This window comes from Geoalkalibacter subterraneus (assembly GCF_000827125.1).
In the GTDB taxonomy this organism is placed as follows: Bacteria; Desulfobacterota; Desulfuromonadia; order Desulfuromonadales; family Geoalkalibacteraceae; genus Geoalkalibacter_A; species Geoalkalibacter_A subterraneus.
The window spans coordinates 2,271,884-2,285,986 of the sequence record NZ_CP010311.1 but is presented as its reverse complement, the minus strand read 5'-3'; the positions used below and the strand labels follow the sequence as shown (position 1 = coordinate 2,285,986).

At 55.4% G+C, this 14,103-nt stretch carries 9 protein-coding genes and 2 pseudogenes; 10 read left to right on the top strand and 1 reads right to left on the bottom strand.

Annotated elements, in window-relative coordinates:
* The first annotated feature begins 67 nt into the window (after positions 1-67).
* From guaB to GSUB_RS10575, 7 genes and pseudogenes are all read left to right on the top strand, one after another.
* Positions 68-1,543, top strand: coding sequence for an IMP dehydrogenase (gene guaB / locus GSUB_RS10605; protein ID WP_040200736.1), 1,476 nt, complete (start codon positions 68-70; stop codon positions 1,541-1,543).
* 101 nt (positions 1,544-1,644) lie between these two features.
* Complete coding sequence (gene guaA / locus GSUB_RS10600; protein ID WP_040200735.1) at positions 1,645-3,207, top strand: glutamine-hydrolyzing GMP synthase; 1,563 nt, start codon at positions 1,645-1,647, stop codon at positions 3,205-3,207.
* A gap of 67 nt (positions 3,208-3,274) precedes the next feature.
* The gene (locus tag GSUB_RS18080) at positions 3,275-4,015 is read left to right on the top strand and encodes a phosphatase PAP2 family protein (protein ID WP_052464857.1); all 741 of its coding nucleotides are present in this window, start codon (positions 3,275-3,277) and stop codon (positions 4,013-4,015) included.
* A 93-nt stretch (positions 4,016-4,108) separates the two neighbouring features.
* Positions 4,109-5,084, top strand: a pseudogene (gene galE, locus GSUB_RS10590) (UDP-glucose 4-epimerase GalE).
* Positions 5,085-5,149: 65 nt separating this feature from the next.
* Positions 5,150-6,520, top strand: coding sequence for a UDP-glucose dehydrogenase family protein (locus GSUB_RS10585; RefSeq protein ID WP_040200734.1), 1,371 nt, complete (start codon positions 5,150-5,152; stop codon positions 6,518-6,520).
* Positions 6,521-6,551: 31 nt separating this feature from the next.
* A complete protein-coding gene (locus tag GSUB_RS10580) occupies positions 6,552-7,559 on the top strand; it encodes a helix-turn-helix transcriptional regulator (RefSeq protein WP_040200733.1) in 1,008 nt (335 codons plus the stop codon).
* An 81-nt stretch (positions 7,560-7,640) separates the two neighbouring features.
* Positions 7,641-8,072: a hypothetical protein gene (locus GSUB_RS10575; protein ID WP_040200731.1), complete on the top strand. Its 432-nt coding sequence runs from the start codon at positions 7,641-7,643 to the stop codon at positions 8,070-8,072.
* Between the two features lie 204 nt (positions 8,073-8,276).
* On the opposite strand, the pseudogene GSUB_RS20110 reads toward GSUB_RS10575, so the two are convergent.
* Positions 8,277-8,498, bottom strand: a pseudogene (locus GSUB_RS20110) (efflux RND transporter permease subunit); the annotation flags it as partial.
* A 208-nt stretch (positions 8,499-8,706) separates the two neighbouring features.
* Here GSUB_RS20110 and GSUB_RS10565 point away from each other — a divergent pair.
* From GSUB_RS10565 to accA, 3 genes are all read left to right on the top strand, one after another.
* Positions 8,707-9,315 (top strand): Maf family protein, encoded by a 609-nt coding sequence (locus tag GSUB_RS10565; protein ID WP_235269783.1) that lies wholly within the window; start codon positions 8,707-8,709, stop codon positions 9,313-9,315.
* 210 nt (positions 9,316-9,525) lie between these two features.
* Entirely contained in the window at positions 9,526-12,996 is a 3,471-nt protein-coding gene (gene dnaE / locus GSUB_RS10560; protein ID WP_040200729.1) for a DNA polymerase III subunit alpha, read from the top strand.
* A gap of 49 nt (positions 12,997-13,045) precedes the next feature.
* Positions 13,046-13,999 carry an acetyl-CoA carboxylase carboxyl transferase subunit alpha gene (accA, locus tag GSUB_RS10555; protein ID WP_144401999.1) on the top strand — a complete coding sequence of 318 codons (954 nt, stop codon included), beginning with the start codon at positions 13,046-13,048 and terminating at the stop codon, positions 13,997-13,999.
* Positions 14,000-14,103 lie beyond the last annotated feature (104 nt).

Below are 14,103 nucleotides of genomic sequence, written 5' to 3'. Positions count from 1 at the left end.
GAGACCGGAACACGATTCTCAAGGTGCTTTCGGCCACCCCCATATCCCTTCGCCGAGGAGTTTATCTATGTTGGATCGCGACAAAATTCGCGAAGGACTGACGTTTGACGATGTCCTGCTTCTTCCCGCCCATTCAACGGTTCTGCCCAAAGAAGTCGACCTGAGCACCCAACTGACTGCAGCAGTCAAACTCAATACGCCTTTATTGTCGGCTGCGATGGATACGGTGACTGAATCGCGCACCGCTATCTGCATGGCGCGTGAAGGCGGTCTGGGGATCATTCACAAGAATATGACCCCCGAGGAACAGGCGGTCGAAGTCGATCAGGTCAAAAAATCCGAGAGCGGCATGATCGTCGACCCAATTACCATGGATCCCGACCAGAAGATTTTTGAAGCGCTTGAGTTGATGCAGCGCTATCGGATCTCCGGCGTGCCGATCACCAAGGACGGACGCCTGGTAGGGATTCTCACCAACCGGGATCTGCGCTTTGAGACTCGTCTCGATCAGCCGATTCGCAATGTGATGACCAAGGATCGCCTGGTGACAGTACCTCCAGGTACGACCCTGGAGGAAGCCAAGCAGCATCTGCATGAGCATCGCATTGAGAAGTTACTGGTAGTGGATGAGCAGGGCGCTCTCCAGGGGTTGATCACCATCAAGGATATTGAAAAGGTGCGCAAGTACCCCCACGCATGCAAGGACGACCTGGGCCGCCTGCGCGCAGGGGCGGCCATCGGCGTCAGCGGCGACCGTGAAGAAAGGCTCGAACTGCTGGTGCGCGCCGGCGTCGATGTGGTGATCATCGATACCGCCCATGGTCATTCACAGGGGGTGCTCGATGCCATCGTTGACACCCGCCGCCAGTATCCCGACCTGCAGTTGATTGCGGGCAACATCGCCACGGCTGAAGCTGCCCAGGCCCTGATCAAGGCTGGCGTCGATGCGGTCAAGGTCGGCATCGGACCCGGCTCTATCTGCACTACTCGCGTTGTGGCGGGGGTCGGTGTGCCGCAGATCACCGCCATTATGGATGTGGCCAAAGTGACTCACAAAGCCGGAATCCCCCTGATTGCCGACGGCGGCATCAAATTTTCCGGCGATCTGCCCAAGGCGGTCGCGGCCGGTGCGGATGTCGTCATGGTCGGTTCGCTGTTTGCCGGTACCGACGAATCTCCCGGGGAAACCATTCTTTACCAGGGGCGTACCTACAAATCCTATCGTGGCATGGGCAGCCTTGGCGCCATGAAGATGGGCAGCAAAGATCGTTACTTCCAGGGAGATGTGGAGAGCGATGTCAAGCTGGTGCCCGAAGGGATCGAGGGACGGGTCCCCTACCGCGGCAGCCTTTCCGCCAATATCCACCAACTGATCGGCGGCCTGCGTTCCGGCATGGGCTACACCGGCTGCCGGACTCTGAAGGAAATGCACGAGCGTACTCAGTTCGTCCGCATCACCAACGCCGGTCTGCGCGAATCTCATGTGCATGATGTGACCATTACCCAGGAAGCACCCAACTATCGGCTCGAACGATCGAGCTGATGCGACAGCCCATAAGGATATAACACCTTGCGGGGGCGGGACCATGAATCCCGGCCCCGCGATTTTTTAGCGACCTTTTTTTCGCAGTGGAGTCACCGCTCATGGTTCAGGATATTCATCAGGAAAAGATCCTCATTCTAGATTTCGGGTCCCAGTATACTCAGTTGATTGCCCGGCGCGTGCGTGAGGCACACGTTTATTGCGAACTGCATCCTTATGACATGACACAGGATGAGATCCGCGCGTTTGCACCTAAGGGCATTATTCTCTCCGGCGGCCCGAAATCGGTTTATGAAGAAGGTGCTCCGGGTCTTTCCGATGCGGTTTTCGAACTGGGGGTGCCGGTTCTGGGTATCTGCTACGGCATGCAGGTGATGAGCCACCACTTCGGCGGTCTGGTCGTACCGGCCGGCAAGCGCGAATACGGCCATGCCGATCTGATCGCCCAGGGGTGCCCGGGGCCCTTGTTCGACGGCTTCTTCGTTGAGGGCAAAAGCCCGGTCTGGATGAGCCACGGCGACCATGTGGAAAGGATGCCGGAAGGCTTCGAAACGGTGGCCCGCAGCGATAACGCGCCGGTTTGCGCCATTGAGAATGCCGAACTCAAGCTCTACGGGGTGCAGTTTCATCCGGAGGTCAGCCATACGCCCCGCGGCGAAATCCTGATCGACACCTTTGTGCGCAAAATCTGCGGCTGCACCGGCCAATGGACTCCCGGACAGATCATCGATGATGCCGTCGCACGCATCCGTGAGCAGGTCGGTCATGGGCAGGTTATCCTCGGGCTTTCCGGTGGTGTCGATTCTTCTGTGGCGGCGGCCTTGATCCATCGCGCCATTGGCGATCAACTGACCTGTGTTTTTGTTGACAACGGACTGCTGCGCCTCGGAGAGGGCGATCAGGTGATGGCGACTTTTGCTGAAAACCTTGGTGTTCGCGTAATTCGTGTCGATGCCGAGGATCGCTTCATGCAGGCTCTGGCCGGTGAGCCGGATCCGGAGCGCAAGCGAAAAATCATCGGCAACCTTTTCATCGAGATCTTTGAAGAAGAGTCGGCCAGGATTGAAGGGGCGTCGTGGCTTGCCCAGGGAACTATTTACCCCGACGTCATCGAATCGGCCGGCGGTAAAACCGGCAAGGCGCACAACATCAAGAGCCATCATAATGTCGGCGGCCTGCCTGAGTTCATGAAGCTCAAGCTTCTTGAGCCTCTGCGCGAACTTTTCAAGGATGAAGTACGCGCCATCGGCGAGGAACTCGGCCTGCCGCACCCTATGGTCTGGCGCCATCCTTTCCCCGGCCCGGGCCTTGGCGTGCGCATCCTCGGAGAAGTGAAAAAAGACTATGCCGATATCCTGCGCCGTGCCGATGCCATTTATATTGAAGAACTCTTCCGCACCGGTCATTATGACAAGATCAGCCAGGCGTTTGCGGTCTTTCTGCCGGTAAAAAGTGTCGGCGTCATGGGCGATGGCCGGACTTATGAATATGTGGTTGCGTTGCGTGCGGTTGAAACCCGCGATTTCATGACCGCCGGTTGGTACCCCATGCCCTATGCCGACCTGGCCCGCATCAGCAATCGCATCATCAATGAAGTCAAGGGCGTCAATCGCGTGGTCTACGACATCTCCAGCAAGCCGCCTGCTACGATCGAGTGGGAGTGACGGGGTGAAGATGGCCCAAAAACGTGTCCGGGGCGCTGCTTTGTCACACAGAGGGAGGTGCCTTCTTGTGGTACTCATTCTGTGTGGGATTTTTCATGCTTCTCCTGGATGTGCCGAAGAACAGCAGAACGCTGTTGCGCTTGATGGCCTCTGGACGCGCCAGGAAACCCTGCTGAGTATTGGGGTTGTCGGGGCTGCCGGCCTGGCGTCACTGTGGGACGAAGATTTCCGCAGTGAAATGCGCCGAAATCGAAGCTCTTCGATCGATCATCTGGCTGATGGATTTGATCTTCTCGGACATCCGGCCACTGGCTTGGGGGCTTCCGCGCTGCTGTGGGGCGTCGGTACCTGGCGGGATGACCCTCACCTGGCACAGACAGGGCAGTTGGCCTTTGAGGCTGTTTTTCTGTCTCAGGCCGCAACTGCAGTAGTAAAAGTCGGTTTTGGCCGTCACCGCCCGGATGCTGATGAAGATGCCTGGTCTTTTCGTCCCCTGTCTTTTTCAGACCCGCGTCATTCCCTGTCGTCTGCGCATACCGCCAACGCTTTTGCCTTGGCCGGGGTATTGAGCAGCCGCAGCAGGAAGACATGGACTCCGTGGCTTTATTACGGATTAGCCGGCCTCGTCGGGGCCTCAAGAGTCTATGATGATGAACACTGGCTGTCCGATGTCATGGTCGGAGCGTTGATTGGCGAACTTTCAGCGCGTATTGCGGTGCGTTTTCACGAGGACAACCCGGGCTATTTTTTCGGTCCCACCCCCATTGGCCAGGACGGTTATGGTTTGCGCGTAGGCGCACGTTGGTAAAGTTACTACGGTGCTGTCGGACTTTGGGAATCGTCAGAGGATTCATTCAAGGTCCGAAAGCTTCCTAATTATCCGGAAGAGGGGAACAGTGCGATGAAAAGGATTTTCGTCACCGGAGGTGCCGGCTATATCGGAAGTCATGCCGTCAAGGTCCTGGGAGAGCGGGGCTATGAAGTGCTGACTTATGACAACCTGTCGACCGGCCATCGCGAGTCGATTCTGCATGGCGATCTGGTTGAGGGTGACCTCGCTGATAAGGATCTCCTGCGGCGGACTTTACGCGATTTTAGGCCCGATGGCCTGATTCATTTCGCCGCTCACATTGAAGTGGCGGAAAGCGTCGCCAACCCGCTCAAATATTATCGCAACAACAGCGCCAATGCCCTGAACCTGCTTGAGGTTCTGGGCGAGCTGAATCTCTCCAACCTGATTTTCAGTTCCACCGCGGCTGTTTATGGCATCGCCGATGAAATCCCGGTCAAGGAAGACGCACCACTCGCTCCCATCAATCCTTATGGTGCATCAAAAAGCATCACCGAGCGTTTTCTTTCCGATTTTTCCTCTGCCCGCAGCGATTTCAATTATGTCGCTTTGCGTTACTTCAATGTCGCCGGTGCTGATTCCCAGGCTCGCATCGGTCAGAAATATCGCAATGCAACCCACCTGATTACACGGGCTCTGAAAACAGCCAAGGGAGAATACGAAAAGCTGCAGGTGTTCGGAACCGATTATTCCACCCCCGACGGCACCTGTATTCGCGATTACATTCATGTCGACGATCTGGCGGCGGCCCATGCCGATGCACTGCGTTATCTGTTCGAGGGGGGGGAGGTCCGCCGTGTTCAATTGCGGTTATGGCCATGGGTATTCTGTGCGTGAAGTCATCGATATCGCACGGAAAGTGACCGGTGTGGACTTCTCGGTCGAGGATACCGACCGGCGTGAAGGTGACCCGCCCGCTTTGGTCGCAGACAGTTCAAAACTGCGACGCACTACAGGATGGGCCCCCGTGCATGATGACCTTGAATATATCGTGCGCACCGCCTGGGAATGGGAAAAGAAACTTTGACGGACGCGAATAAAGTAAGCCAGTGTAATTGATCCCTGGTGTTTTCTTATGGAGGTACTCAAAACATGAATTTGACTGTGGTAGGAACCGGCTATGTGGGTCTGGTGACCGGCGCCTGTTTTTCTGAAATGGGACATAATGTCTATTGCGTCGATGTGGACGAAAGTAAGATCGAGCGGCTCAAGGAAGGGATCATCCCCATCTACGAGCCCGGTCTTGAGCGCATTGTTCAGAACAATTTTCAGGAAGGGCGGCTGCGTTTTACCACGGCGCTGGCTGATGCCATGGCCGACAGCGATGTCTATTTCATTGCCGTTGGTACTCCCGCGGGCGAGGACGGCTCCGCCGACCTGAGTTATGTAATTGAAGTTGCGAGGGAAATCGGACGCAACCTTGATAAGTATGCGGTTGTGGTGGATAAATCCACGGTGCCGGTCGGGACCGGGGAAAGAGTGCGTGAAGTGATTCTGGAGGAGTTGCAGGATCGCGGCGTTGATCATCCATTCGATGTGGTCAGCAATCCCGAGTTTCTCAAAGAGGGGGCCGCGGTGGATGATTTCATGCGCCCTGATCGCATTATTATCGGTTCGGAGAGTGAGCGTGCCACTGAGGTGATGCGGACGTTGTATGCTGACTTTTCGCGTAATCATGACAAGATCATGGTGATGGGCGTTCGCGATGCCGAAATGACCAAATACACCGCCAACGCCATGCTAGCGACCAAAATCTCCTTTATGAATGAAATTTCGACCCTCTGTGAGCGTCTTGGAGTCGATGTGGAAAAAGTGCGTCTCGGCATCGGGTCGGACTCTCGCATCGGCTATTCTTTTATTTATCCAGGCTGCGGTTACGGCGGATCCTGCTTTCCCAAAGATGTTAACGCACTGATCCATATGGCCGAGCAGCGCCAGCTTTTTCCTCTGGTATTGCAGTCTGTCCATCAACGCAACCTGTTTCAGAAGATGATGCTGGGCGAAAAGATCTCGACACGCTTCGGCAAAGACCTCTCCGGACTGACCTTTGCCGTGTGGGGGCTTGCTTTCAAGCCGGGCACCGATGATATGCGCGAAGCTCCTTCAATCGCGCTTCTGCATCAGTTGATCGGGGCAGGGGCCCGGGTGCTGGCCTATGATCCGGTGGCTGCCGAAACTGCACGGCGTGAGCTGCCCAAAGCCTGGTTCGAAGAGGAAAAGCTCGTCCTTACCGAGCATCAGTACGACGCCTTGAAAGGTGTCGATGCGATGGTGCTGGTCACGGAGTGGAAACCGTTTCGCCACCCCGATTTCGATGCGATGAAGCGCCTGATGAAGGCTCCGGTTGTGTTCGACGGCCGCAACCAGTATGATCCGGAACGCATGGAATCGATGGGATTCGATTATTACGCAATGGGGCGCGGAAAGCAGGTTCAGCCGGCGACGAGTTCCTGCTCCCTTTGATTCAGTTGCTGTAGGACGGTCTGCAGGGTTTATGGATAAAACGCAAGGCAAGCGCCGGCCCGGAAAACCGGCTAAGAAATACAGTCAGGCAGCCAGGCTTCACAATGTGATCCGGCTGCTCGAAGCGCGTTATGGTGCGACGGTCGAGGAGTTGGCGGAAGAATGCCAGGTCGACCGTCGCACCGTTTATCGTGACCTTCAGGCCGTCTCAGACGCAGGGTATCCCCTTCTGCGCGAACCCCAGGCGGACGGCCGAACGCTTTACCGTTTCCTGACAGGCTTTAAAAAAGTCCCTCCCATCAATTTTTCCCTGGAAGAGTTGATGACACTGTACCTGTGTCGCGGGCAACTGGGGTTTTTGCAGGGGACTCCATTTCAGGAAGATCTCGATTCCATCTTCGATAAGATCCGATCCAGCCTCTCGCCGCGCAATGTGGCTCATCTTGAACGGATTTCAGAAGCCGCGGTGCCTCTATTCCAGGGGGTTCGCGATTATCACGACAAGAAAGAGATCCTGGAGAAAGTACGCCGTGCCCTGCTGTTTCAATACCGGTGTCGCATGCAGTATCGCCCGCCTCGCAGAGAAGCGCAGAGCTACCTGTTCGATCCCTATCTTTTACTTTTTTACCAGAGCGCGCTTTACCTTGGGGGGTACAGTCATAACCGCAAGGCTCTGAGATTGTTCCTGGTTGACCGCATTCAGGATATTGAGATTCTGCGAGAGCGTTTTGAGGTGCCGGAGGATTTCGATGCTTCTGATCTGACCGGTCAGGCTTTTGGATTGATTGATGACTGTGCAATGAACATCGAGGCAAGGTTCGGCGCTGAGATCGCGCACCTGATCCGCGAGCGCACCTGGCATCCTGACCAGTCTATTGTTGAAAACAAGGATGGCTCTCTTACTCTTTCGTTCACCGCCGCAGGCGAGCGGGAGATTCTCTCCTGGCTTTATTCCTTCCTGCCTCATGTTGAGGTTCTTTCCCCCCCCTTTCTACGGGAGAAGTTTCGTGACGGTCTGAAGCAGGCCCTCCATCGCTGAATCTGCAATTTGCTTTGTGACATATTCTGTCTCGGTCCAGTGCAATCCTTGATCCATACCCGGAGGGAAAGGAGAGAGGATATGATTGCACTTGATCTTGAGCAGGCCGCTTCGTCGGCGCTGTATCTCGACATTCACCACGTTGATTTCAAGGATGATGGAGCTTTGCGTGTTTGCGCACTGCTGGGAGACGGCTGGTACGAGGGAGAGGTCATGATTGAAGTCGGAGACCAGGTGAATGTCACTCTGGCCGATCTTTATCTGGACGAAACCGCTATCCGCCCATTATTGCAGCGCATCGGAAGGGACGCTCTGGAGCAGGCAGTCGGTGAAGCTGTCTCCCGGATGAAATTTGCGGTTGACGGCGGGATGCGCGGCAGGCGGCCATCTGCGCCGCGCATTGTTGCCTATCATCTCGGAGGGCGCACCCACACACTTTCCCGTATCCCGGTGGGAGTTGGGCCGCGCAAACCCCGAATTCCACGACGAGGGTGCAGTCAGAAAGCGGTTTGATGCATTCGATTAGAGCGGCGTTTATTCGTATTTATGTCGATAAACCGCGTAAAAAGTCACCGGCACCACCACCAGTGTGAACAGGGTTGAAGCGATCAGGCCGAAAATCAATGCCCAGGCCAGACCGGAGAAAATGGGATCGAGGGTGATGGGCCAGGCTCCCAAGGCGGTGGCCGTGAAAAAAACCGGGTCTGCGACACTCACTATCCCGGTGATAAAAAACATCGGGGTGAAGGACACGATAATTGCAAGGGTGGACAGGATGACTGGCGGCAGGACTTCACCCACCGCAAAGAGGGTTGCATCGCGGGGGTTGCGCTTGCGTGCGAAAACATGCCGCTGGATGTTGTCGACATTGGTGATCGGGTCAACCACCACAAGTCCCAGAGAAAGAATCAGTGCGAACAGGGTGACCCGATTGATGGTGAGAAGAACTTTGTCTGATAAACTTCTGTAATCTTAGGCTAAATCGCCCTGTTATCAACTTCTGTAAGACCACCTGAGAATAGGGGTTTTGCGAGAGTCGCAAATTTTACAGTGAAAAACCGAGCAGAAAAATGGACTTGTGCAGAAAATTCCGAAGTCCATCTTCTGCCCTGTTGCAAAACAGATTTCTTTAGGCTAAAGATACTTCATGGCTACCATGTCTGAAATCGAACCGACCCGTCGTCTTGTTCTGGCATCAACGAGTCCCTATCGCCTGCAGCTGCTGCGCCGGCTGGGGTTGGCTTTTCATGTTTCGGCCCCTCAGGGTGAAGAGATCATCGATCAGGGGATTGCGCCGGAACTGCTGGTCAGGCACCTTGCCGTTCAAAAAGCCCGAAGCCTGAAAGACAAATACCCCGATGCCCTGATTATCGGAGCAGACCAGGTCTTCGTCGACGCTCGCGGCCATGTTCTGGGAAAACCCGGCACGTTTGAGCGCGCCGAAGAGCAGTTGCGTCTGATGTCCGGCAAGACCCACATGTTTTATACCGGATTGTGCGTTTTCGACAGTCAAACCGGTGAGATTGCCGCTGACTACTCTACTTACCGAGTTCGGTTGAAAAACCTGACGCGCGAGCAGATTCATCAATACGTTCGCCGGGAAAATCCTGTGGACTGTGCCGGATCTTTCAAAGTCGAAGGGCTGGGGATCGCTCTGATGGAGCGCCTGGAAGGGGATGACTACACCACCCTGATCGGACTGCCGTTGATTAAGCTGGTCGAGATGCTGGAACATTTCGGAATCAGCGTGCTGTGATCCATTTTTGAAGAGAGACGACATCTCGCATACGTCGTTGACCCTGTTAAAGGGGGTGTGCGATAATCGGCGCTCGTTTTTATTACGGGTCTGATATTTATCCTGATTAAAAACATTCAGTGTCAGGCGATCTCTTCCGATGATTGCGTTTAAATCACTCCTGTTTTCAAACCTCAAACCGCGTTTTCACCATTGCGGATCTGATAATTCATGAGCCAAACACCTTTTGTACACCTTCATCTGCATTCTCAATACAGTCTGCTTGACGGCGCCATCAAAATCGGCGATCTTGTCCAGCGGGCGCGCGCGCTGGAAATGCCCGCGCTGGCCATCACCGACCATGGCAACATGTTCGGGGCCATCGAGTTCTATCAGACCGCACGGGCTGCCGAAATCAAGCCGATTTTCGGGTGCGAGGTCTATGTGGCCAAAGGGTCGCGGCTGACCAAAGGCAATGCCCGTGGCTCTTCCGATGCCTCCCATCACCTGGTGCTGCTGGCGGAAAACCTTGAAGGCTACCGCAATCTCTGCCGTCTTGTCTCAGCTGCCTATCGGGAAGGTTTCTATTATAAGCCGCGCGTGGATTGGGATCTGCTGCGCGAGCACAATCAGGGGCTTATTGCACTCACGGCTTGTCTCGGCGGGGAAATCCCGACCTTGATCGAACAGGGCAAGATGGAAGACGCCCTGCGGCGCAGCCGTGAAATGGCCGAGATCTTCGATAATGAGCGCTTGTACTTGGAACTCCAGGAAAACTTCATCCCTGAGCAGACACGCGTCAATCGCGGCCTGAAGGAAATCTCCCAAGATCTCGGGTTGCCGCTGGTTGCGACCAACGATTGCCATTATCTGACCCGCGATCAGGCTCATGCCCATGAAGTTCTGCTGTGCATTCAGACCGGCAAAACCATGGACGACCCGTCGCGCATGCGGTTTCCCAACGACGAGTTCTACGTCAAGACACCGCAGGAGATGGCAGAGCTGTTCTCCGATGTGCCCGAAGCCATCGCCAATACGGTGCGGATTGCCGAGCGATGCAATGTCGAGATTGATCTCAAAACCTATCATTTTCCCCAGTACGAAAAACCCGCCGAAAAAACACTCGATGATGTGCTGCGCGAAGATTCCCTGGCGGGGCTCGAAGAGCGGCTTGAAGAAATCAGGCAGGTGCGCGAGCTCAGTGAAGAGGACGAAAAAAGGTATCGCGAACGGCTTGAACGGGAACTTGACTGCATCATCTCGATGGGGTTTCCGGGTTATTTCCTGATTGTCGCCGACTTTATCATCTGGGCGAAAGATCATGACATCCCGGTTGGTCCCGGGCGCGGTTCCGCCGCCGGATCGCTGGTCGCGTTTGCCATTCGCATCACCGACATCGACCCCATGCCCTACAACCTGCTGTTTGAACGTTTTCTAAACCCGGAACGTATTTCGATGCCGGATATCGATGTTGATTTCTGCATTTACGGCCGCGAGGAAGTCATCGAGTATGTGCGGCGCAAGTACGGCGCCGCCAACGTCGCCCAGATCATTACCTTCGGCACCATGGCGGCTAAAGGGGTGCTGCGTGATGTCGGGCGCGCCATGGGCATCCCTTATGGCGAGGTGGATAAAATCGCCAAACTCGTCCCGGGCGTGCTTAACATTACCCTCGATGAGGCCCTCAAGCAGGAGCCCAAACTGCGCGAACTCATCGACAAGGATGCCAAGATCAAGGAGCTGTTCAACGTCGGACTGGCTCTTGAGGGGCTGACACGCCATGCCTCCACCCATGCCGCCGGCGTAGTGGTGACTCCCAATGATCTGACGGAATACCTCCCCCTGTATGTCGACCCCAAATCGGGCGGACAGGTGACTCAGTTCTCCATGGGATATGTGGAGAAGATCGGCCTGGTCAAGTTCGACTTTCTTGGCCTCAAAACGCTGACGGTCATCAACAATGCGGTGCGTCTGGTCCGCGAGGGCCAGCAGCCTGATTTTGACCTCAAGCTGATCGGCGACGACGACCCCAAAACCTACGAGCTGCTCTCCCGTGGGGAGACGACAGGTGTGTTCCAGCTTGAGTCCTCGGGAATGAAAGAGCTGCTGGTCAAGCTCAAACCCTCATGCTTCGAGGACATCATTGCCGTTTGCGCGCTCTATCGTCCCGGTCCCCTGGGTTCTGGGATGGTCGATGATTTTATTCTGCGCAAGCACGGCAAGAAGAAGATCACCTACGATTTCCCCCAGCTTGAACCGATCCTGCAGGACACTTACGGCGTTATCGTCTACCAGGAGCAGGTCATGCTCATCGCCCAGGTGCTGGCCAATTACAGCCTGGGGAGTGCGGATCTGCTGCGCCGTGCCATGGGTAAGAAAAAAGCCGAAGAGATGGCCAAGCAGAAGGAGATCTTTCTCAAAGGGGCGAAGGAGAACAACCTCGATCCCAAGAGAGCCGAAGCCGTTTTCGATCTCATGGAGAAATTCGCCGCTTACGGTTTCAATAAATCTCACTCTGCTGCTTATGCCCTGGTGGCATACCATACGGCTTACCTCAAGGCACACTATCCTGTTGAGTTCATGGCAGCGCTTCTGACCGAGGATATGGAGAATACCGACAAGGTGGTGAAAAACATCGCCGAAGTACGCTCCATGGGGATAGAGGTACTGCCCCCCGATATCAACGCTTCCGACCGCAGTTTTACTGTGCACGATAATGCCATCCGTTTCGGACTGGGCGCTGTCAAAGGGGTTGGCAGCTCGGCCATCGAGGTCATCCTGGAGGTAAGGCGAGAAGGGGCATTTAGTTCGTTGCATGATTTCTGCGAGCGGGTTAATCTGCAGAAAGTCAATAAAAAAGTTCTGGAAGCGCTCATTAAGTGCGGTGCCTTCGATTCGCTCGACGGGCGTCGCGCGCAGTTTATGGAAGCCCTTGAGGATGCCATGGATGCCGGTCAACGCCTGCAGCGCGAGCGCGCCATGGGGCAGGAGTCGCTGTTCGGCATGGAGGAGATTGTTTCGTCCTCCGGCAACGGACACGGCAAACTTCCCGAGGTTGAAGAGTGGCCGGAAAAGGTTCTGCTCAACTTTGAAAAAGAGGCGCTTGGATTTTTCATTACGGGCCATCCCCTGGCGCGTTATCAGGATACGATTCGGCGCTTTGCCACCTGCGATGCGGCTTCTTTGCACGACCGCGCCGACAAGGAGGAGGTCAAGGTCTGTGGTATCGTGGCAGGCATCAAGGAGCTGACCACCAAAAAAGGTGACCGCATGGCCTTTGCGACCCTGGAGGATTTGAGCGGTTTGGTCGAGATGGTGCTGTTTCCCGAGGTCTATGCGGCAAGTTCGGACCTGATCAAGGGTGAGGACCCGATCTTTGTCAGTGGAACTCTGGATGTGGGGGAGGAGACCTGCAAACTGATGGCGAGCGAGGTGATTTCGTTGCGCGATATGCAGGAACGCCAGACCCGCAAGGTTCATTTTCGGCTGACTTCGCCCGGGCTGGACGAAGAACAGCTGCGCGGACTCAAGAACATCATCAAACAGTTTCCAGGGCGTTGCGCGTCCTTTCTTCACCTGGTTGTGCCCAATCATTTTGAGACGGTTGTCGGCCTTCCCGATACCCTGAATGTTGCCCCAAGCGATGAAATGATGGAAGCGGCCGAGAAACTCTTTGGATACAATGTTATTACTTTCGAGTGATCCCGTTGGCGGTTAAGAGCTGAAGGGATCCTGACACAGGAGAATATCCATGCAATTTTACCTTGATTTTGAAAAGCCGATTTTTGAACTGGAACGCAAAATAAGAGAGTTGCGCGACTTTTCCACCGATAATGTCGATTTTTCAAGCGATATTAAGAAACTTGAAAAAAAGGCCGCCAAACTGCGCGAAGATATTTTTTCCAATCTTGACCGCTGGCAGCGCACCCAGCTGGCCCGCCACATGAACCGGCCTTACACCCTCGATTACATCGAGCATATGTTCACTGACTGGTTCGAGGTCCACGGGGATCGCAATTTTCGTGACGACCCGGCACTGGTCTGCGGCTTTGCCCGCTTCAACGCTGAGCCCTGCGCTGTCATCGGACACCAGAAAGGACGCGATACCAAGGAAAAAGTCTATCGCAACTTCGGCATGCCCAACCCGGAAGGGTACCGCAAGGCCCTGCGCGTCATGAAGATGGCCGAGCAGTTTGGTCTGCCGATCTTCTGCTTTGTCGACACGCCTGGTGCTTTCCCCGGAATCGGTGCCGAGGAGCGCGGCCAGGCTGAAGCCATTGCGCGCAACCTGCGTGAGATGGCGGCACTGACTGTGCCGACTATCATCACCATTACCGGCGAAGGGGGGTCCGGCGGGGCGCTGGCTATCGCCGTCGGCAACCGGGTTCTGATGATGGAATATTCCGTTTATGCTGTGATCTCCCCTGAAGGGTGCGCCGCCATTCTCTGGAACGACGGCACCAAGGGCCCCATCGCCGCAGAGGCACTCAAGCTCACGGCCGCGGACATCAAGGAACTCAAGGTCGTCATCGACGAAGTCGTCCCGGAACCTCTGGGAGGCGCCCATATCAATCCTGCGGAGGCGGCTGCCAAACTCAAGGAGTCGCTGACAAAACACCTGGAGCAGCTCAAGGAAATGTCCGGGGAGGAACTTGTGGAGCAGCGCTACCAGAAGTTCCGGGCCATGTCGGTGGTCGTGGAGTAGTTTGTCTGGGCAGGAAGAGGGATGATGGGCCATCTCACTCCCGCGGTTCTGCGGCAATGATGTAAAAAAGACTCATAAAGATTGAGCGGGGAAGCGTGAATCGA